This is a genomic window from Pseudoalteromonas phenolica, from assembly GCF_044788725.1.
Classification (GTDB): Bacteria; Pseudomonadota; Gammaproteobacteria; order Enterobacterales; family Alteromonadaceae; genus Pseudoalteromonas; species Pseudoalteromonas phenolica_C.
The window spans coordinates 3,264,538-3,283,229 of the sequence record NZ_CP173161.1; the positions used below are offsets into that span (position 1 = coordinate 3,264,538).

19 protein-coding genes are annotated in these 18,692 nt (G+C 42.9%); 13 read left to right on the forward strand and 6 right to left on the reverse strand.

The features are described 5' to 3' along the window. Nucleotides 1–12: 12 nt before the first annotated feature. A complete protein-coding gene (locus tag ACH784_RS14790; RefSeq protein ID WP_404391466.1) occupies nt 13–444 on the reverse strand; it encodes a rhodanese-like domain-containing protein in 432 nt (143 codons plus the stop codon). Nucleotides 445–660: 216 nt separating this feature from the next. Between ACH784_RS14790 and gpmM the strand changes: the two genes are divergently transcribed. The 5 genes from gpmM to ACH784_RS14815 all read left to right on the forward strand — a co-directional run bounded on the left by gpmM (nt 661) and on the right by ACH784_RS14815 (nt 5,931). Then, nucleotides 661–2,205 carry a 2,3-bisphosphoglycerate-independent phosphoglycerate mutase gene (gene gpmM / locus ACH784_RS14795; RefSeq protein WP_404391468.1) on the forward strand — a complete coding sequence of 515 codons (1,545 nt, stop codon included), beginning with the start codon at nt 661–663 and terminating at the stop codon, nt 2,203–2,205. Then, nucleotides 2,205–3,338 (forward strand): murein hydrolase activator EnvC family protein, encoded by a 1,134-nt coding sequence (locus ACH784_RS14800; RefSeq protein ID WP_404395285.1) that lies wholly within the window; start codon nt 2,205–2,207, stop codon nt 3,336–3,338. Before gpmM ends, ACH784_RS14800 begins: the two co-directional genes overlap by 1 nt. Nucleotides 3,339–3,379: 41 nt before the next feature. Further along, complete coding sequence (locus ACH784_RS14805) at nt 3,380–4,609, forward strand: S41 family peptidase (protein WP_404391470.1); 1,230 nt, start codon at nt 3,380–3,382, stop codon at nt 4,607–4,609. Between the two features lie 52 nt (nt 4,610–4,661). Beyond that, nucleotides 4,662–5,432: a divergent polysaccharide deacetylase family protein gene (locus ACH784_RS14810; RefSeq protein ID WP_404391472.1), complete on the forward strand. Its 771-nt coding sequence runs from the start codon at nt 4,662–4,664 to the stop codon at nt 5,430–5,432. A 79-nt stretch (nt 5,433–5,511) separates the two neighbouring features. Further along, entirely contained in the window at nt 5,512–5,931 is a 420-nt protein-coding gene (locus ACH784_RS14815; protein ID WP_404391474.1) for an HPP family protein, read from the forward strand. 83 nt (nt 5,932–6,014) lie between these two features. On the opposite strand, the gene pepB is transcribed toward ACH784_RS14815, so the two are convergent. Further along, on the reverse strand, nt 6,015–7,310 hold the full coding sequence (gene pepB / locus ACH784_RS14820) for an aminopeptidase PepB (RefSeq protein ID WP_404391476.1): 1,296 nt from the start codon (nt 7,308–7,310) through the stop codon (nt 6,015–6,017). An 82-nt stretch (nt 7,311–7,392) separates the two neighbouring features. Between pepB and sfsA the strand changes: the two genes are divergently transcribed. The 8 genes from sfsA to ACH784_RS14860 all read left to right on the forward strand — a co-directional run bounded on the left by sfsA (nt 7,393) and on the right by ACH784_RS14860 (nt 13,762). Then, nucleotides 7,393–8,097: a DNA/RNA nuclease SfsA gene (sfsA, locus tag ACH784_RS14825; protein ID WP_404391478.1), complete on the forward strand. Its 705-nt coding sequence runs from the start codon at nt 7,393–7,395 to the stop codon at nt 8,095–8,097. Between the two features lie 172 nt (nt 8,098–8,269). After that, nucleotides 8,270–8,713, forward strand: a complete 444-nt coding sequence (dksA, locus tag ACH784_RS14830; RefSeq protein WP_058028836.1) for an RNA polymerase-binding protein DksA — start codon at nt 8,270–8,272, stop codon at nt 8,711–8,713. Between the two features lie 8 nt (nt 8,714–8,721). Continuing rightward, the gene (gluQRS, locus tag ACH784_RS14835) at nt 8,722–9,615 is read left to right on the forward strand and encodes a tRNA glutamyl-Q(34) synthetase GluQRS (RefSeq protein WP_404391480.1); all 894 of its coding nucleotides are present in this window, start codon (nt 8,722–8,724) and stop codon (nt 9,613–9,615) included. Between the two features lie 391 nt (nt 9,616–10,006). Beyond that, a complete protein-coding gene (gene pcnB / locus ACH784_RS14840) occupies nt 10,007–11,374 on the forward strand; it encodes a polynucleotide adenylyltransferase PcnB (RefSeq protein ID WP_404391482.1) in 1,368 nt (455 codons plus the stop codon). Continuing rightward, entirely contained in the window at nt 11,371–11,859 is a 489-nt protein-coding gene (folK, locus tag ACH784_RS14845) for a 2-amino-4-hydroxy-6-hydroxymethyldihydropteridine diphosphokinase (RefSeq protein WP_404391484.1), read from the forward strand. The genes pcnB and folK overlap by 4 nt, the downstream gene beginning before the upstream one ends. 21 nt (nt 11,860–11,880) lie before the next feature. Then, nucleotides 11,881–12,675 carry a 3-methyl-2-oxobutanoate hydroxymethyltransferase gene (gene panB / locus ACH784_RS14850; protein ID WP_404391486.1) on the forward strand — a complete coding sequence of 265 codons (795 nt, stop codon included), beginning with the start codon at nt 11,881–11,883 and terminating at the stop codon, nt 12,673–12,675. Next, nucleotides 12,675–13,523 (forward strand): pantoate--beta-alanine ligase, encoded by an 849-nt coding sequence (panC, locus tag ACH784_RS14855; RefSeq protein ID WP_404391488.1) that lies wholly within the window; start codon nt 12,675–12,677, stop codon nt 13,521–13,523. The genes panB and panC overlap by 1 nt, the downstream gene beginning before the upstream one ends. 14 nt (nt 13,524–13,537) lie before the next feature. After that, nucleotides 13,538–13,762 (forward strand): hypothetical protein, encoded by a 225-nt coding sequence (locus tag ACH784_RS14860; RefSeq protein ID WP_138479815.1) that lies wholly within the window; start codon nt 13,538–13,540, stop codon nt 13,760–13,762. Between the two features lie 93 nt (nt 13,763–13,855). Here the strand turns inward: ACH784_RS14860 and ACH784_RS14865 are convergent, their stop codons facing one another. The 4 genes from ACH784_RS14865 to fba all read right to left on the reverse strand — a co-directional run bounded on the left by ACH784_RS14865 (nt 13,856) and on the right by fba (nt 18,571). Continuing rightward, on the reverse strand, nt 13,856–14,824 hold the full coding sequence (locus ACH784_RS14865) for a PstS family phosphate ABC transporter substrate-binding protein (protein WP_404391490.1): 969 nt from the start codon (nt 14,822–14,824) through the stop codon (nt 13,856–13,858). 104 nt (nt 14,825–14,928) lie between these two features. Continuing rightward, nucleotides 14,929–16,236, reverse strand: coding sequence for a phosphate regulon sensor histidine kinase PhoR (phoR, locus tag ACH784_RS14870; protein ID WP_404391492.1), 1,308 nt, complete (start codon nt 16,234–16,236; stop codon nt 14,929–14,931). A gap of 27 nt (nt 16,237–16,263) precedes the next feature. Beyond that, complete coding sequence (gene phoB, locus ACH784_RS14875; protein WP_058028827.1) at nt 16,264–16,953, reverse strand: phosphate regulon transcriptional regulator PhoB; 690 nt, start codon at nt 16,951–16,953, stop codon at nt 16,264–16,266. A 553-nt stretch (nt 16,954–17,506) separates the two neighbouring features. Further along, nucleotides 17,507–18,571 carry a class II fructose-bisphosphate aldolase gene (gene fba, locus ACH784_RS14880; protein WP_058028826.1) on the reverse strand — a complete coding sequence of 355 codons (1,065 nt, stop codon included), beginning with the start codon at nt 18,569–18,571 and terminating at the stop codon, nt 17,507–17,509. Nucleotides 18,572–18,692: the final 121 nt, after the last annotated feature.

The window sequence follows — 18,692 nt, forward strand, 5'->3', positions numbered from 1 at the left end:
AAATCCTCTTGATTATTTACCTGTAGTTACAGGCAGGTTAGCACTTTGCCATGCACCCATGCCACCACTTAATACGTAAACGTGTTCGAAGCCCGCTTTTAATACGTTATTAGCAATACCATTGGCTGTCATACCTGAAGTACATACCAATATAATGGGCTTAGATTTGAACTTTTCAAGGCCTGCAAAGTCGCTTTGTTTGGCTTTTTCTGCGCTAAGCTGAACAGCACCCGCAATTCGACCTGCGTTAAATTCTTTTGCAGGGCGAATATCAACAACTTGCCCATCTTCTTTATTTACTAATAGCGTTAGCTGTTGCGGGTTAATTTGACGAATGGCCGAAAACTTACTTTTAAACCAACTCATCACGATCATCGCTACCAGCGCTAACCAAATAAGACTTAACACGGCGTTATTGCCGATAAATTCGATATATTGTTCCATGAAAATTCCAACTTACAGTGATCTAAAAAGCTTAGATCAGGTCTTAATGTTCAATGACTGGGCAGTATACCGTTTGCGATTGTTTGGGTATACCCTTTTGTAAATACAGCCCTTGCAAGATTGCTAGATGAAGAATATTCCCTTTCAAAGGGCTGAATATTCGTACAAAACGCGGTATGCTACGCGCAGAGTTCGTGCCTTAGTTTAGGAGCCCAAATGACTGCACAGAAAAAACCACTTGTTCTAATGATTTTAGATGGTTGGGGATACAGAGAAGAAAGCGAAAGCAACGCTATTTTAGCTGCAAACACGCCCGTTTTAGATAACTTATGGGCCACCCGCCCTCGCACACTCATTTCAGGTTCGGGTTTAGATGTGGGTCTACCAGATGGACAGATGGGTAACTCTGAAGTCGGTCACGTAAATTTAGGTGCCGGCCGTATTGTTTATCAAGACTTTACCCGCATTACTAAAGCAATCGACGATGGCGAATTTGAACACAACCCAGTGTTAGTAGAGAACATCGACAAAGCTGTTAACGCCGGTAAAGCCGTTCACTTAATGGGTCTACTAAGCCCTGGTGGTGTTCACAGTCATGAAGATCATATTATTGCAGCCATTAAGCTTGCTGCAAAACGTGGCGCAAAAGCTGTTTACTTCCATGCCTTCTTAGATGGTCGCGATACGCCACCTCGCAGTGCGCAAGCTTCAATCGAAAAAATCGAAGCGCTATTCGCAGAGTTAAATTGTGGCCGTCTTGCATCCATTGTGGGCCGTTACTATGCAATGGACCGCGATAACCGTTGGGAACGCGTTGAATCTGCTTACAACTTAATGGTGTGCGCCGAAGGCCAACACACTTACAACAATGGCGTTGAAGCGTTGTTAGCTGCTTACGACCGTGATGAAAATGATGAGTTTGTTGCAGCATCACTTATTCAGCCTGATGCAGCACCGACTTCAACCATTAATGATGGCGACACGGTTATTTTCATGAACTTCCGCGCTGACCGTGCACGTCAAATGACGCGCGCATTTGTTGACGCTGATTTCGCTGGTTTCGAAAAGAAACAAGCACCTGAATTAAGCGCCTTTGTGATGATGACTGAATACGCTGCAGACATTAACGCACCGATCGCCTTTGCACCTGAAAAACTAAATAACGTACTCGGTGAATGGTTAGCGAAACACAACAAAACTCAATTGCGTATTTCTGAAACAGAAAAATACGCACATGTGACTTTCTTCTTCAGTGGCGGTCGTGAAGAGTTATTTGCTGGTGAAAAGCGTGAGTTGATCCCTTCTCCACAAGTTGCCACTTATGACCTACAACCAGAGATGAACTCAGCAATGCTGACTGACAAGCTGGTTGAAGCTATTGAGAGCGGCGAACACGATGTGATCATCTGTAACTATCCGAATGGCGACATGGTTGGTCACTCTGGCGTATTTGAAGCCGCAGTAAAAGCCTGTGAAGCCGTTGATGCATGTATTGGTCGTGTTGTTGAAGCACTAGAAAAAGTCGGTGGTGAAGCACTGATCACAGCTGATCACGGTAATGCTGAGCAAATGACCAATGCAAAAACAGGTCAAGCACATACAGCACACACTAGCGAACCTGTGCCATTTATTTATGTTGGCCGTGATGCACAGCCTCAAGCGGGCAAAACTTTAAGTGATGTAGCACCGACGATGCTGCATTTACTTGGTATGGAACAACCTGTAGAAATGACAGGTTCACCTATTATGACCATTAAGTGATGCGCACAAGCTTACGCATTATTTTTGGCATAACGACTTTGTTGGTATTGGCTTTTGCCAATGCCAACGAGTCTCGCACTAAGCAAGACTTAGACGCCGTACAAAAAGAGCTTGAAAGAAGCCAAAAAAGCTATCAACAGCAAAGCGAAAGATTCAATAGCCTGAAGCGCAAATTACGTGACTTTGAATTACAAATTGCGCGACATGCCAAAGCCTTGTCATTAACCGAGCAAGGGATCAATGAAAACCGTCAACAGCAATATACCCTCGAAAATGAAAATAAAAGCTTAGAGCTGAAAAAAAACAAACTACAAAAATTGCTCGCAGGACAATTAAAAAGTGCCTATATGACAGGCAGTCATGACTATTCAAAAATGCTGTTAAATCAGGAGCGCAGTGCGACTTTAGAACGTACATTGAGTTACTATGATTACTTCAACAAAGCCCGAATAGCACAAATTGAAGATCTTAAAGAAGTACTGATCCAACTTGCTGAAAACCAACAAGCTCTTGAAAAGAAACAGCAGCAGCTAAACGATTTATTTACGCAACAATCAGAGCGTTTAGCGGCACTTAAAGCCACTAAAGCGCAACGTCAGAATAGCCTTTCACAACTAAATAACGCATTAAAACAAACCCAAAGCGCCATTGCTTATTTAAAAGAAAATGAGCAAACCTTAATAACAACCCTCGCTCAATTAAACGAGCAACAGACTGAATCTTTAGTACCAGTAGAATTAGTAGGCCTGCGCAATAAAAAAGGTAAGTTACCTTGGCCAAGTAAAGGCCGCCTAAAACACCGTTTTGGCCAACGTAAGCATGCAGGCATGAATTGGAAAGGCGTGTTTATTGCTGCAAAAACAGGGGATAACGTTAAAGCAGTTCAGCAAGGCCAAGTGGTTTTCGCTGATTGGTTAAACGGCTTTGGTTGGGTGATTGTGGTTGATCATGGTTTAGGCTATATGAGTTTATATGGGCATGCGCAAACACTTTTAAAAGATGTTGGTGATCAAGTTCGTAGCGGTGAAAGTATTGCATTAGTAGGTCAGAGCGGCGGACAAGCAGATCCTGGTCTATACTTTGAGTTACGGCATAAAGGAAGCGCTGTCGATCCAGTAAAGTGGTGCAAATAAGTTAAGAGAATAACCTTGCTGCACCTGACTAGGAGCAGCATATGAATTCATTCTTAATCAATTCAAAACCGTTAGATTGCCTAAAATCTAAACTTATTTTTTTATGCGTGTTTACGATGCTGAGTTTTTATATCAGCTTTACGTCAATTGCATCCGCGACACAATTTACTCAGCAACAAACCAACGAAATTCTTTACCACATTCACACCTATTATGTGGATGATGTACCACTGAGCCAGTATCACAAAAGCAACTTAACTGATGTCTTTGAACAACTTGATCCTTACTCAAAATATCTCAGTGCCAGCGAACTTGAAAGCTTATTCAGTGCCGCCAATGGCCGTTATACAGGCATTGGTATTGAGGTAGAAGAAGTCGACAATCGCATTGTCATTTTAGGCACCTTACCCGGCTCACCCGCTGAGCAAGCTGGCATTGAAGGCGGCGATAAACTGGTGGCGATAAACTCTGAAGATGTCACAAAAAGAGATATCGCCCACGTGTCGAAGTTACTCAAAGAAGCGGCGCTAAAAACCATTTATATCACCGTCGAGCGTGCTAAAAGCGAACTTACTTTGGCTTTAAGGCGTGAAGAAATCAATGTTGAAAGCGTATTTAGTCAGCTTTTAACGAATCAAAACGCGTACCTTTCTTTACAAAGCTTTAATAACCACAGTTATCACGACGTTGCGCGTCACATCAATAAGCTGACTTCAAATAATGGTGGACCACTTGCAGGACTGATCATTGATCTACGCGACAACCCTGGTGGTACTCTAAGTAGTGCCGTTGCGATTTCAGACTTATTCTTACAAGCGGGCACCATAGTTACCACCAAAGGACGCTTTTTCGATGCTAACCAGCAATTTGTCGCCCAGCATGGTGATATTTTAAATGGCGCACCGATTGTGGTGTTAATTAATGAGCAATCCGCTTCTGCTGCTGAGATCTTAGCTGGCGCATTGCAGGACAATAAACGCGCAATCGTTGTTGGTAGTAAGTCTTATGGTAAAGGGTCGGTACAGTCATTAATCCCCATTGGCGATGGCACCACAGCACTGAAACTTACAACAGCAAAATACTTCACCCCCTCTGGTCGCTCAATCGATGGCGTTGGTATTCAACCCGATATTCCTCTTGCTGAACAAGGGCTTTCACATTTAAATAAACGCGCTATAATGGCTGGTGAACTTTCGAACAACATGGCTAAATTAGCCTTGCTTGACAAGCACTTAGTTGATGCGAAAGGATATTATAAAGATAAAAATTAAATAAGAGAGTACTCACTCTCAAGCTACAGGCTTATAAATAGAAGAATACACTGTGCGCTCATTATTTTGGTTATTGCTAAGTGTTGTTTACTTTGCAATACCTTTACATGCTAAACAAATTGCCATTGTGATCGACGATGTGGGAAACCACCAACGCGATCTCAATTTGCTATCTCTACCCGGTGAGCTCACTTTTGCTATCTTGCCACATACCCCCTATTCGCAAAAGTTTGCTTATTTGGCCAGCCAACAGAGCAAAGAGTTATTGCTACACGTGCCCATGCAAGCGATTGAAGACAAAGCACTAGGCCCAGGTGCACTGACATTAGATATGGATAAAAAAACCTTACAAATGACATTGGGTCATGCATTAGCAAGCTTGCCCCAAGTTACAGGGGTGAATAACCATATGGGCTCTGCACTGACTCAATACAGCGATCCGATGAAATGGACCATGGAAGTGCTTCGTAAACGAGGCCTATATTTTCTCGACAGTCGAACTACAAATGAATCTCAAGCACAAACCGTAGCCGACTTATATGGCGTCGCTAATATTGCTAGACAAGTATTTCTAGATAACGAAAAACAAGACACCTATTTAATACAGCAACTTGAAGAAGCTAAAAGCCTATCACTGCGAAATGGCCAAACCGTACTCATCGCTCACCCTTATCCAGAAACAGTTACCTTTTTGCATGAGCAGATCCCACAGCTTTTAAAACAAGGCTATGAACTTGTTCCCCTCTCGCAGCTCGTTAATACTCGCTATATTCAATTAGCGAAAAATGCTGATACACCTTTCCCTAGAAGTGCTGAAAAGTAAAACTTTGATCTCGGTTTAAGCAAGCTCGAATAAAATAGGTTATAAGTTTATATATTGATCCAAACTAGGACTGTTTAATATGCTTCATATTGTTTCTGATCTCATGACTGCCGATCCATTTGCAGTGCATCACCAATCGACCGTTAAAGAAGTACACGACTTGATGCGTGAAAAAAACATTCGCCATATTCCTGTGATCGATGATCAAGGTATTCTAAAAGGCATGCTGACACAAAAGATCATGGTCGCACAAGTGATGAAAATCATGGCAACCTATGGCCCAAATGCGATTGAAAGAAAGGAAAAGCAAAGCATTGCCCAAGATATTATGGCAACCGATTTTGCCAGTATTCGACCAGAACAGTCTCTCAGTGAAGTAGCGCAGTTTTTTGTCGAAAACCGCCATGGTTGTATGCCCGTCGTAAACGAAGAGGGTAAGTTATTGGGAATTTTAACCTCATCTGATTTTGTCAGACTTGCAGCGGCCCTTTTGTCTTAAGACTTACTATTAAATAACTAATTTTATAAACACAAAAAAGGAGGCTAAGCCTCCTTTTTAAATGAATCTCAAGCTGATAGCGATTACGCTTTTGCTTGTAATGTTCTTGCTACAGTACGCATACCTAATGTTGTCGCACCAGCAGACCATAAGCTACCAGCGCTGTTTTGGAATGAAGCGGCTAGATCGATGTGTACCCAACCTTGACCTTCATTTGGTACAAAGCGCGATAAGAAACCCGCAGCATTCGATGCGCCACCGTAACCACCACCTTTTTGTGCACGGCTGTTAGCAGTGTCAGCGTAAGGTGAAGGACAGTTGTTTTGGTGCCACTTTTCAAGTGGTAGTGGCCAAGCCGCTTCGAACTCTTCTTCTGCGAACTGCTGAACTTCAGACACCAATGCTTTATCTAGACCAAATAATGCATTGTACTCTTGCCCTACTGCAACCAGGGCTGCGCCCGTTAGCGTTGCCGCATCAATAATTAATGGCGCACCTGTTTCTCCAGCGGCCATTAAACCATCAGCCAGAACTAAACGACCTTCAGCGTCCGTATTTACGATCTCAACCGTTGTGCCATTTTTATAAGTTAGGATATCACCTAGCTTATAAGCATGGCCTGAGATTAAGTTCTCTGCACAGCATAAGAATAATTTGATGCGCTTATCGATGCCGCGCTGAATGGCAATCGCTAGACCCGCAGTCACTGTCGCCGCACCACCCATGTCACACTTCATTGATAACATGCCTTCGCTAGGTTTGATTGAGTAACCACCTGAATCAAAAGTAATACCCTTACCTACAAGTGCAGCGCTTACAGGCGCATCTTCGTCACCTGTTGGGTTGTAATCAAGCTCAAGTAATACCGGTGGGCGCTCACTACCACGACCTACTTCGTGGATACCAATCCACTGTTGCTCTAGAAGAGCGTTACCCTTGATGATGTTGTAGCTCACATGTTCAGGTGCTAGAGATTGGATAAACTCAGCCGCTTTGCTAGCTAGGCTCTCAGGGTAAACATCTTCAGCCGTGCCGTTGATCATCTGGCGCGTCCAAGTTGCCGCATTTTTTAATGCTGCAAGTTCAGCTAAATCTGACTGTTCATTGTCAACAAACTCAACACCATCAAGTTGCTTCGCTGTGACAAAACCTTGATAGAACGCCCACTGTGACTCAGTGCACCAAGCGTCGCCTTGTAATACCACTTGCTTAACACCTTGTTGAGAAAGGCTACGCGCAGCTTTTTGTACTAACTTAAGTGTTTCGTTTTGCTGCAGGTGAACAATGGCACCAAGTTGATCAAACGATAGCAATGCATCAGCACTCCACGGCGCTGTCGGTGCTTGTTCACTGATACGAACAATGAATTTATCAGACATAGATTGTGTTCTCTTATACGCTTATTAGTGGCATTAAGTGTACACTAGCACCGAGTATCACCCAACCTATTGCGATTAAACAATGAAGTTCACGCCAAAGCTCGAACAAGCCACTTTAATAAAACGCTATAAACGCTTTTTAGTCGATCTAGAAACGCCTAATAAACAGTTTACTGTTCATTGCGCCAATACAGGTAAAATGACGGGTTGCGCTGATCCGGGTTTTAAGGCTTTCTATTCAACCAGTGATAACCCTAAGCGTAAATATGCCCACTCATTAGAATTAACCCAAAATCTTGCTGGCGACCTTATTTGCGTGAACACAGCTATAGCAAACAAATTGGCGATTGAAGGCATAGAGCAAGGTGTTATTTCTGAATTACAAGGCTATGCGCAATTACAACCCGAAGTTAAATATGGGCAAGAAAATAGCCGTATTGATGTTTTGCTTAAAGATGAACTCAAGCCACTTTGTTATGTTGAAGTAAAATCAGTCACTTTATTAGAAGACGGACAAGGTTACTTCCCCGATACTCAAACTGTACGCGGTCAAAAACACCTAAGAGAATTAATAGACATTACCCAACAAGGACATCGAGCGGTATTGTTATTCATGGTGATGCACACAGGGATAGGATCCGTTAAAGCTGCGGCCCATCTAGATGATAAATATGCAAAATTACTCAAAGAAGCCATTGACGCGGGAGTCGAAGTCATCGCTTATAACTGTAAAATAAGCCCACAGCAAATCACAATAAATAAAAAAATTCCTGTACTCAGCTATTGAATTAATCAATCATGCCCTTATAACGCTGCCAATATTAAGTTGTTCTCTTAATTTGGCACCTGCTGTATTTTAGCCAATCCACAGCAAAAAAGTGTTTGCTTAGGGGAGCATATTTTGCTATTTATAGCCGCCGGCGTCAGCCGCCGTTATATTAAGGATTTAGGAGAATGCTATGCCAGACCAAAAAAAATTAGGGTTATTGGCTCAAGCCGGTTTAGAACCATATCAAGAACAACCGGGCGAAGAATACATGAATGACGCACAACGTGCGCATTTCAAAAAGATTTTAGAAGCATGGCGTTCAGACCTACGCAATGAAGTAGACCGAACAATGAACCATATGCAGGATGAAGCAGCAAACTTCCCTGATCCGGTTGACCGTGCGGCACAAGAAGAAGAGTTTTCTTTAGAGTTACGTACTCGTGACAGAGAAAGAAAACTAATCAAAAAAATCGAGAAGACACTAACTTTAATCGAAGAAGATGACTTCGGTTACTGTGAATCGTGCGGCATTGAGATTGGTATTCGCCGTCTTGAAGCTCGCCCAACTGCCGACCTATGCGTAGACTGTAAAACGCTGGCTGAGATCAAAGAAAAACAGATCGGCCGCGCTTAATACGGCATATGCATAAAGAAGCATTGTCCAATTCAAGGGGCTATCGAGGCCGATTTGCCCCTTCGCCTTCTGGCCCCCTACACTTTGGCTCTCTCGTTGCCGCTCTCGCAAGTTACCTAGACGCAAAATCACACCACGGCGCTTGGCTGGTGCGTATGGAAGACATTGATACACCACGTGTTGTAGAAGGTGCCGATAGTGCCATTTTAACTGCGCTTGAAAAGTTTGGGTTGCATTGGGACGAACAAGTCGAATACCAAAGTCAGCGTCACACGCTGTATCAAGACACCCTAGCACAGCTTAAACCCGATCTTTACGCCTGTAACTGCACGCGTAAAATGATCAAACAAGCGGGTGGACTGTATCAAGGTCATTGTAAATCACTGGCACTTGATTTTAATGATCATGCTGTTCGTTTAACGCAAACGCATCCGGTTTATCAATTTACTGATTTACTACAAGGTCGGGTAAATGTACCTCACGATTTGGCCGACGAAGACTATATTGTAAAACGCCGCGATGGCTTATTTGCCTATCAGTTAGTGGTCGTGGTTGATGATATCGAGCAAAAGATCAGTCGCGTTGTACGCGGTGCCGATTTATTAGAACCCACTGCAAGACAAATTAGTTTGTTTAAACAGCTCGGTCACACAGTACCTGAGTATGCCCATGTACCTTTAGCTGTCACAGAGCCTGGCTTTAAACTCTCTAAACAAAATCATGCCCCCGCCATCAATATCGATGATCCGATCCCGGAGTTATTACGTGCATTAAGCTTTTTAGGGCTTGATGTTACTGATGATATGAAACTCAGTAATGTAGAAGAAGTGCTAACGTGGGCAGGCACACAGTTTTCTCTTACCGCTATTCCTCAAGTGCTAGAAAAGACCATCGCACTATAACTGGTCGCAATTCAAGCACATTTACACCAGATAACGACACACTAAAGCCACTTTTAGATCAGTTTATTTCTACTCCTAGCTTAATTTTTTAGTGACGCTAGTATATTATTAGCCACTTTGATTTTACCTATATAAGCTGAGCTGTGGTTAAGAGATTTACTAATTTATAGATATTGAATTTGTAAACGTTTTTTCAAGTCTGCAGCCGGAAACTTTTAGGGATAACAAGGCGAATTTACGCGTCAATAGCTGGCCTATTGCAAGTAAATTCAACGTAGTTAGCGTTAAAAGTAACCGCTGGAGATAGATTTATTATCCAGAGCTCAGGTTATTTAATAGGTTACCAACAGAGCGTTTTAGGAGACGGGTCATTATTTCCAAGCTAATTAACATGTGCAAAAAGTGGGTCAAGCCAGACTCTGCAGATGCACACCATACAACCTCGGCAACACCCGCTTTAATCACTCGTGCCGAGCATGGTATCTCGCGCAAACAATTTAGCCCGAATGCCATCAAAGTTTTGTATCGCTTGAAAGATGGTGGCTATGACGCTTACCTCGTTGGTGGTTGTATTCGTGATATTTTAATGGGGATCCAGCCAAAAGATTTCGACGTTGTTACCAATGCGACGCCAGAAGAAATCAAAAAATTATTTAGAAATTGTCGCCTGATCGGCCGCAGGTTCCGCTTAGCACACATCGTTTTTGGTCGTGAAATCATTGAAGTCGCCACCATGCGCGGCCATCATGAAGCCGATGAGCGTAAAAATGCGACCAGCCAATCAAGCGAACATGGTCAACTGCTCCGTGACAATGTATATGGCACCATTGAAGAAGACGCTCAGCGTCGCGACTTCTCTATAAACGCTCTGTACTACTCGATTAATGATTTTAGCATTCACGATTTTGCTCGCGGCGTAGAAGCCATCAAAGCACGTAAAATAGAATTGATTGGCGACCCAGAAACTCGTTACCGTGAAGATCCGGTGCGCATGTTACGCGCGGTACGCTTTGCAACCAAGCTCGACATGGAAATTGCACCAGGCACGAAAAAGCCTATTTATGAGCTTGCAGATTTACTGGGCAATATTCCACCTGCCCGCTTGTTCGAAGAAACACTAAAACTATTTTTAAATGGCAAAGCCGTTGAAAACTATCTTCAGCTTCGCGAGTTTGGCTTATTCAAACAGCTATTCCCTGCACTAGATGAAATCTTAGAGCAAAGTGAGACTGGTTTTGAAGCGCGCTTCATTGAGCAAATGTTTGCCAATACCGATACGCGCATTAATCAAGATAAAAAAGTCACGCCGGCGTTTGTCTATGCCGCGCTACTTTGGTTCCCGCTGCAACAACGTACTCAGCAGATCATCGAGCAACAAGGCATGTCAGAATTTGACGCCTTCAATCAAGCGATGAACCAAGTTTTAAGTCAAAACGCCCAGCATGTGTCTGTACCAAAGCGCTTTACGTTAGGTGCCCGTGATATCTGGCATATTCAAATGCGTTTAGACAAACGCTCAGGCCAACGCGCTTATCGTTTAAGCCTACAACCTCGCTTCAAAGCCGCTTATGATTTCTTACTACTGCGTGTAGAAAGTGGTGAAGACGCTCAGCAAGCGTTAGCTGATTGGTGGACTGAATACTTAAAATCAGATGTCACCGGTCAAAAAGAGCTTGTTAAAAACTTAGGTCAATCTGATGGCAAAAAGCCGCGTCGCCGTTACCGCAGAAAGCCAAAGAAAAAAACAGGTGATGCATGATCCCGGTTTATATTGGTTTAGGCGCCAACCTTGAGGCACCTGTTGCACAACTTCACAACGCAGTTAAAGCCCTAAGTACACTTGCTGACTGTGAGCTTGAACAAGTCTCACAGTTTTATTCATCTAAGCCTATGGGGCCGCAAGACCAGCCTGATTATGTTAATGCCGTCGCATTACTCAATACCTCGCTTGCACCAGAAGCCTTGCTTGATGAATTACAACGTATTGAACTTGAACAAGGTCGTCAGCGTAAAGATGAACGCTGGGGCCCAAGAACCCTAGATTTAGATATTTTGCTATTTGGCGAGCAAACCATAAGCACCGAGCGCTTAACCGTGCCGCACTATGGTCTATGTGAACGTGAGTTTGTGGTATATCCACTATTAGAAGTCTCACCTGAGCTAAAGCTCCCGAATGGCAACACACTGGCTGACATTGCTCAGCAAGTGCCTCTCAATGGTTTATCGCCATTAGAGTTGAATTAAATTAACCCCAAGAGGAACAACATGGCTAAAGTGACCGTCTCTACACTGGCTAAAATGAAACAAGAAAAACAAAAAATTACCGCATTAACGGCTTATGATGCGAGTTTCTCTCAGCTTTTTCACAACCAAGGTGTTGATGTTGTTTTGGTTGGTGATTCACTAGGTATGGTTTTGCAAGGCGGTGATGACACGCTTGCTGTGACGACTGATGATATTGCCTATCACACCAAGTGCGTTCGCGCAGGTTCAAAAGAGCTGTTTGTGATCGCTGATATGCCATTTATGAGCTATGCCAACGTAGAGCAAGCGTGCAACAATGCTGCACAGCTGATGCGTGCGGGTGCAAACATGGTGAAGTTGGAAGGTGGTGAGTGGTTACACGACAGCATAAGTGCGCTTACTCAGCAAGGCATACCTGTTTGTGGTCATTTAGGTCTAACACCGCAATCTGTTCACGTATTCGGTGGTTTTAAAATTCAGGGCCGTGAGTCTGAACAAGCAGATAAAATGGTTGCAGACGCGCAAGCGCTAGAAGCCGCTGGTGCACAACTACTTGTTATTGAGTGCATTCCTTCGGCGTTGGCTAAACGCATCACTGAGTCTGTAAACATTCCTGTGATTGGTATTGGTGCAGGCAAAGACACTGATGGCCAAATCTTAGTGATGCATGACCTTGTGGGTATTTCAGCAGGTTACATTCCTAAGTTTTCGAAAAACTTCTTAGCAGAAACAGGCAACATGCACGATGCAGTTAAAAAATACTGTGATGACGTCAAGTCAGGTGCCTTCCCAAGTAGTGAGCACGAGTTTAACTAATGCAGTCAGTCAGTGAAATAAAATCGCTTCGCAGCCAAATTAAGGCTTGGCGTCAACAAGGCTTAAGCATTGCATTTGTGCCAACCATGGGCAATCTGCATCAAGGTCACTTCTCACTTGTTGAAAAAGCGAAAACGCTCGCGGATAAAGTAGTTGTGAGTATTTTCGTCAATCCAATGCAATTTGGTGCCAACGAAGATTTAAACAGCTACCCAAGAACACTAGACGCCGACAAACAAGGCCTTGCTGAAATTGGTACTGCGCTCGTGTTTACGCCGACCGTTGATGTTATGTATCCAAATGGCCTGGCTGCACAAAGCTATGTAGACGTACCTGATATTTCTATGGGTTATTGCGGCGGTGCGCGCCCTGGTCATTTCAAAGGCGTAGCAACCGTCGTCACAAAACTGTTCAACATGGTACAGCCAGACTTTGCTTGCTTTGGTGAGAAAGACTTTCAACAGTTGCAAGTTATTCGCGCTATGGTTCGAGATCTATCTATGCCAATTGAAATCATTGGTGTACCAACACAGCGTGAAATTTCAGGGCTTGCGATGAGCTCTCGAAATGGTTACTTATCTGAGCAAGAGAAAGACACGGCCAAAGTGCTTTATCAAACCCTGTTAAATGCGGGTCAATCGCTTGAGCAAGGTAATAAAGCGTTCGAAGCCATTGAACTAGAAGCAAAACAAGCACTTGAACAGGCAGGTTTGAAACCTGATTACTTTGCTATTGCTGAAAAAGACAATTTAAAACCTGCTACACTTGAAACAAAAGAGTTTGTTATTCTTGCGGCCGCTTTCTTAGGCAAAGTGAGACTGATCGATAACTTACAAGTTTCTGCGTAGAAGGATAATTAAAAATGAAAGCTTTGCTTATTGTCGTCTCTGTATTGTTAGTAGGCTGTGGGGCAACCAGCAGTGAACTCAATCAATGTGCACAGCAAAACTATCAGTGTGAAAGTAACTGTGCTCAGCGTCATACAGAAAACACCTTAGGGCATCAGATCTGTAGCAATGAGTGCATTGACGACTACAACAGCTGTAAGGCCGAGACCGAAGCTTTACTTAATAAGCCGTTAAATTAATATTATACCAATTCTTAATTAAGATAATTGGTATTAATCAGACACAAAAAAACCGCTGAACTTCAGCGGTTTTTTATTTTTTAATCTATTCGATTACAGAAGACCTAACTTCTTCATTTCAGCAGCAGCAACTTTGCTAGGAAGTGGTACATAACCGTCTTTCTCTACGATTTGCTGACCTTCTTTAGAAAGTACCATCTTGATAAATTCAGCTTCGATTGGTGAAAGCGGCTTGTTAGGGTGCTTGTTCACGTAAACGTATAGGAAACGTGATAGTGGGTATTTGCCCTTAGAAACATTATCTAAAGTTGCATCTACGAACTTATCACCTTTTTTCGCTAGTGGTACAGTACGAACACCTGAAGTCTTATAACCAATACCAGAGTAACCAATTGCATTGATTGAAGAAGAGATTGACTGTACTACTGACGCAGAACCTGGTTGCTCGTTTACGTTATTGCGGAAGTCACCTTTACACAGTGCTTTCTTCTTGAAGTAACCATAAGTACCTGATACTGAGTTACGACCGTAAAGTTGCACGTCTTTACCTGCCCAGTCACCGTTTAGACCCACATCACCCCAACGGTTGATTTCACCGTCAGCACCACACTTACGTGTTGAAGAGAAGATTGCATCAACTTGGTCAATACGTAGACCTTTGATTGGGTTATCTTTGTGTACAAATACTGCTAATGCATCAATTGCTACACGCACTTCTGTAGGCTTATAACCGTAGCGCTTTTCGAACGCTTCGATTTCTTTAGATTTCATCTTACGGCTCATAGGACCGAAGTTTGCAGTTGCTTCAGTTAATGCCGGTGGCGCAGTTGAAGAACCCGCTGCTTGAATTTGGATATTTACGTTAGGGTAAATACGCTTATATTCTTCAGCCCAAAAAGTCATCATGTTTGCAAGCGTATCAGAACCTACAGATGAGAAGTTACCTGAGATACCACTTGTTTTGTTATACATAGGTAATTTTTCATCTACAGCTGATGCTGGTGTTGATAAAAGAGTTGTTACCGCTACACCCATTGCAGCTACTAAACTTTTAAATTTCATTTGGGTTTCTCCAGTTGTTCGTCCCAATTAGTTAACGAGGTTCATTTTGCAGCGATTAAATGACAGTTAAATTACTTAAAAATGACAATTTTATGACCACTGTTTTATTTACTGTCATAATCAGCAATACGTGTTTTTGGAAAAGCAAAAGAAAAACAAGAACCTTTACCTACTTCACTGCTGATATCTAAATGTGAATCGTGACGCGTTAAAACATGTTTAGTGATCGCTAAACCTAAACCTGATCCACCAGTTTTACGGCTTCTTGCCTTATCAACTCGATAAAAGCGCTCAGTCAGTCGATTGATATGCTCAGGGGCTATACCATCACCATTATCAGTCACAGAAAAGTGCGCTTGGTCGTCTTTCATTTGCCATTGCACATGAATGCTGCCGTTTGCTTTGGTGTAGTGCACTGCATTAAACACCAAATTAGAAAACGCACTGCGCAACTCATCCGGCGCACCGACAATATCAAGATCAGGATCAACATCGAAACAGATCTCATGGCCTTTATCTTTATTAAGAGAATTCGCTTCGGTCGCAATGAGCGACAACATGTCTGGTACTCTGACTGGCTTGTCATTGTCGTATTTGCGTGCCCCTTCTATACGTGAAAGAGATAGTAATTGGTTGACCAAGCTATCCATACGATGACATTGCTCAATCATAGTCTGATGTGCTTTTGCCCACATGGATGGCGGTGGCAGGTTATCCTCGTCCATCATTTCTAAGTAGCCAGTCACCACCGTTAGCGGCGTACGAAGCTCATGGGATACATTGGCGACAAAGTCTTTACGCATCTGCTCTAGCTGCTTCAGCCGAGAGATGTCGCGTACCACCATCATAAGCTGGCCCGCATAAGGCATTACCCTAAACTCAAGGGTTTGCTCTTGATTATGCGATACCTCTAGTTCTAATGGCTCATCGAACTTTTGTTTGTGCATGTATTTTGCAAATTTTGGATCGCGCACCAAATTATCAAGACGTTGGCCATGATCGGTTGGCCATTGTAGTCCTAATACTTTCAATGCAAGCTGATTACACCAAATAATGCTTAAGTCTGTTTGTAATACCACAACCGCATCAGGCACCGCTTCTGCACCTTCACGAAAACGACGGATCAACTCAGCCAATTCATTACGCTTTTTACGATTACGATGTTGGAGGTGATAGATCCCTTCGAAGATCTGCTCCCACGCACCCTCACCTTCCGGCGGATTAAAACTGCGCTGATTGAGCAACCAATCACTGAGTCGGTAGAGTTGATGATAATGCCAAAGTAACAGCGCGAGCGCGCCTAAAAACAGCAAGATGAAAGGTGCGCCAATTAAAACGCCCACTAAAGCCAGTGGTATAAAATACAAAAACAGGCGTTTAACTAACGCCTGTTTATTTATTACTCGATACATAAATACAGTGTATCCAAAGCTGAGTGCTTACATTTTACTTGAAAAACGGTAACCAGCACCGCGAACAGTTTGCACTAGTCTATCGTGACCTAATGGTGCAATTGCCTTACGCAAACGTCGAATATGCACATCAACAGTGCGATCTTCAACATACACGTTAGTGCCCCAAACATGATCCAATAATTGCTCACGGCTGTAAACACGTTCAGGGTGCGTCATAAAGAAGTGTAATAAACGGAACTCTGTTGGACCCATGTCTAACTCATTACCCGCCGATGTAACTCGGTGTGAAATAGGATCTAAACGCAGGCCGTGCACTTCAATGGCTTCTTCAAGCGAGGTTGGAGAAACACGACGAATAACCGCCTTGATACGTGCCATTAATTCTTTAGGAGAGAAAGGTTTAGTCACATAGTCGTCTGCACCTACCTCAAGTCCTTTTACTTTATCTTCTTCTTCACCGCGTGCAGTTAACATGATGATTGGGATCTGACGCGTGAATTCGCTCTGCTTAAACTTTTTAGCAATTTGAATACCGCTGCCGCCCGGAAGCATCCAGTCTAATAAAACCATATCAGGGTATGGCTCTACCATTGCAGCCATGGCTGAATCATAATCTTCAGCCTCTATTGCCTGAAATCCATTTTGCTCCAATACGAAAACCAACATTTCTCTGATTGGTGCTTCATCATCAACTACAAGTACTTTACGTGACATTCCCACAGTTCTCTTCGATTTACCCAAGTTGGTTTCATTATTATGACTTAGTATGACAGTTTTATGAAAAAATAATCAGATCTTAAAAAGAAATATTTATCTGGTCATATAAATGACAAAATACATTATTCCATAAAGAACAATAATTTATAGAAATTCCCCTGTTATTTAAGCTGCTATTTAAAAAGTACTTAAATCAGATCTATTTTTACATCTGTTTACTAAATCCAAGTTTAATTGATCGGATCACGCAAATACGCACTGATTAAATAGAGATCAACTTTTGACTAAGTAGTGCACTGAGAGATCAGTTTTATACCAAGTAAGTCTTGATTGAGGATCTAAATTTCGATCTCAATACGCTGTTTTGAGCCTTTTTTGAGTAAAAGTTATTCGGAAAGTTAGTAAGAAATCGATCCCAGATCGCTTAGGTTGGTAAGATCTTGATCCTCAATATCGGGAATTCAGATCTGACTAGGTAAGAATTAGTAAAATACTGATCCAAAAAAGCCCCAATACTGGGGCTTAATATAAAATCAGCTAGACTTGGTTATTACTTGATCTGTGGATCAAGCTCACCTGATAAATATTTCAGGTGCATGTCGTCTAGTGAAATTGGTTTGATCTTCGCTGCATTACCCGCAGTGCCAAACGCTTCATAACGCGCCACACAGATCTCAGTCATCGCTTTAGTCGCTTCAGCTAAGAATTTACGCGGGTCAAAGTTAGACGGGTTATGCGCAAGGTGACGACGAATAGCACCTGTTGATGCTAAACGTAAGTCTGTATCGATGTTTACTTTACGCACACCGTACTTGATGCCTTCTACGATTTGATCAACTGGTACACCGTAAGTTTCTGGGATCTCACCACCAAACTCATTGATAACCGCTAACCACTCTTGTGGTACAGAAGAAGAACCGTGCATAACTAAGTGTGTATCTGGGATACGTGCGTGGATCTCTTTGATGCGGTTGATTGCTAAGATGTCACCTGTTGGTGGACGTGTGAACTTATAAGCACCGTGTGATGTACCACACGCGATTGCTAGTGCATCTACGCCTGTTTTCTTAACGAAGTCAGCAGCTTCTTCAGGATCAGTTAGTAGTTGATCTTCTGTTAGCTTACCTTCAGCACCAATGCCATCTTCTTCGCCAGCTTCACCGGTTTCTAGTGAACCAAGTACACCTAGCTCACCCTCAACAGACACACCACATGCATGCGCCATTTCAACTGTACGACGTGTTACGTCTACGTTGTATTCATATGAAGAAGGTGTTTTACCATCTTCCATTAATGAACCATCCATCATCACTGATGAGAAACCTAATTGGATAGAACGCTGACATACACCTGGAGATGTACCATGGTCTTGGTGCATAACAACTGGGATATGTGGCCATTCTTCAACAGCCGCTAAAATCATATGACGAATGAAAGGTGCACCTGCATAAGCACGTGCGCCTGCAGAGCCTTGAACGATCACTGGGCTGTTTGTTTTATCAGCCGCTTCCATGATGGCACGCATCTGCTCTTGGTTGTTAACGTTGAACGCTGGAACGCCGTAACCATGCTCTGCTGCATGATCAAGAAGTTGACGCATACTGATTAAAGCCATTTTGCTTTCTCCAATAGTCGATAGCCTTTGCTATCTAGTTTGAACGGATATATCGAAAGTAGCCTTTCGCTTGTTGCTACTGATTTTTTATTTACCTTAATCTGAGTGAGAGTGATTAAGA

Excerpts from the sequence above, each read along its gene's own strand:
- ACH784_RS14865 (WP_404391490.1), bottom strand. The coding sequence starts at position 14,824 with ATGAAATTTAAAAGTTTAGTAGCTGCAATGGGTGTAGCGGTAACAACT.
- panC (WP_404391488.1), top strand. The coding sequence starts at position 12,675 with ATGCAGTCAGTCAGTGAAATAAAATCGCTTCGCAGCCAAATTAAGGCT.
- fba (WP_058028826.1), bottom strand. The coding sequence starts at position 18,571 with ATGGCTTTAATCAGTATGCGTCAACTTCTTGATCATGCAGCAGAGCAT.
- pcnB (WP_404391482.1), top strand. The coding sequence starts at position 10,007 with ATGTGCAAAAAGTGGGTCAAGCCAGACTCTGCAGATGCACACCATACA.
- gpmM (WP_404391468.1), top strand. The coding sequence starts at position 661 with ATGACTGCACAGAAAAAACCACTTGTTCTAATGATTTTAGATGGTTGG.
- sfsA (WP_404391478.1), top strand. The coding sequence starts at position 7,393 with ATGAAGTTCACGCCAAAGCTCGAACAAGCCACTTTAATAAAACGCTAT.
- ACH784_RS14815 (WP_404391474.1), top strand. The coding sequence starts at position 5,512 with ATGCTTCATATTGTTTCTGATCTCATGACTGCCGATCCATTTGCAGTG.
- phoB (WP_058028827.1), bottom strand. The coding sequence starts at position 16,953 with ATGTCACGTAAAGTACTTGTAGTTGATGATGAAGCACCAATCAGAGAA.
- folK (WP_404391484.1), top strand. The coding sequence starts at position 11,371 with ATGATCCCGGTTTATATTGGTTTAGGCGCCAACCTTGAGGCACCTGTT.
- panB (WP_404391486.1), top strand. The coding sequence starts at position 11,881 with ATGGCTAAAGTGACCGTCTCTACACTGGCTAAAATGAAACAAGAAAAA.
- ACH784_RS14805 (WP_404391470.1), top strand. The coding sequence starts at position 3,380 with ATGAATTCATTCTTAATCAATTCAAAACCGTTAGATTGCCTAAAATCT.
- ACH784_RS14800 (WP_404395285.1), top strand. The coding sequence starts at position 2,205 with ATGCGCACAAGCTTACGCATTATTTTTGGCATAACGACTTTGTTGGTA.
- dksA (WP_058028836.1), top strand. The coding sequence starts at position 8,270 with ATGCCAGACCAAAAAAAATTAGGGTTATTGGCTCAAGCCGGTTTAGAA.
- gluQRS (WP_404391480.1), top strand. The coding sequence starts at position 8,722 with ATGCATAAAGAAGCATTGTCCAATTCAAGGGGCTATCGAGGCCGATTT.
- phoR (WP_404391492.1), bottom strand. The coding sequence starts at position 16,236 with ATGTATCGAGTAATAAATAAACAGGCGTTAGTTAAACGCCTGTTTTTG.
- ACH784_RS14790 (WP_404391466.1), bottom strand. The coding sequence starts at position 444 with ATGGAACAATATATCGAATTTATCGGCAATAACGCCGTGTTAAGTCTT.
- ACH784_RS14860 (WP_138479815.1), top strand. The coding sequence starts at position 13,538 with ATGAAAGCTTTGCTTATTGTCGTCTCTGTATTGTTAGTAGGCTGTGGG.
- pepB (WP_404391476.1), bottom strand. The coding sequence starts at position 7,310 with ATGTCTGATAAATTCATTGTTCGTATCAGTGAACAAGCACCGACAGCG.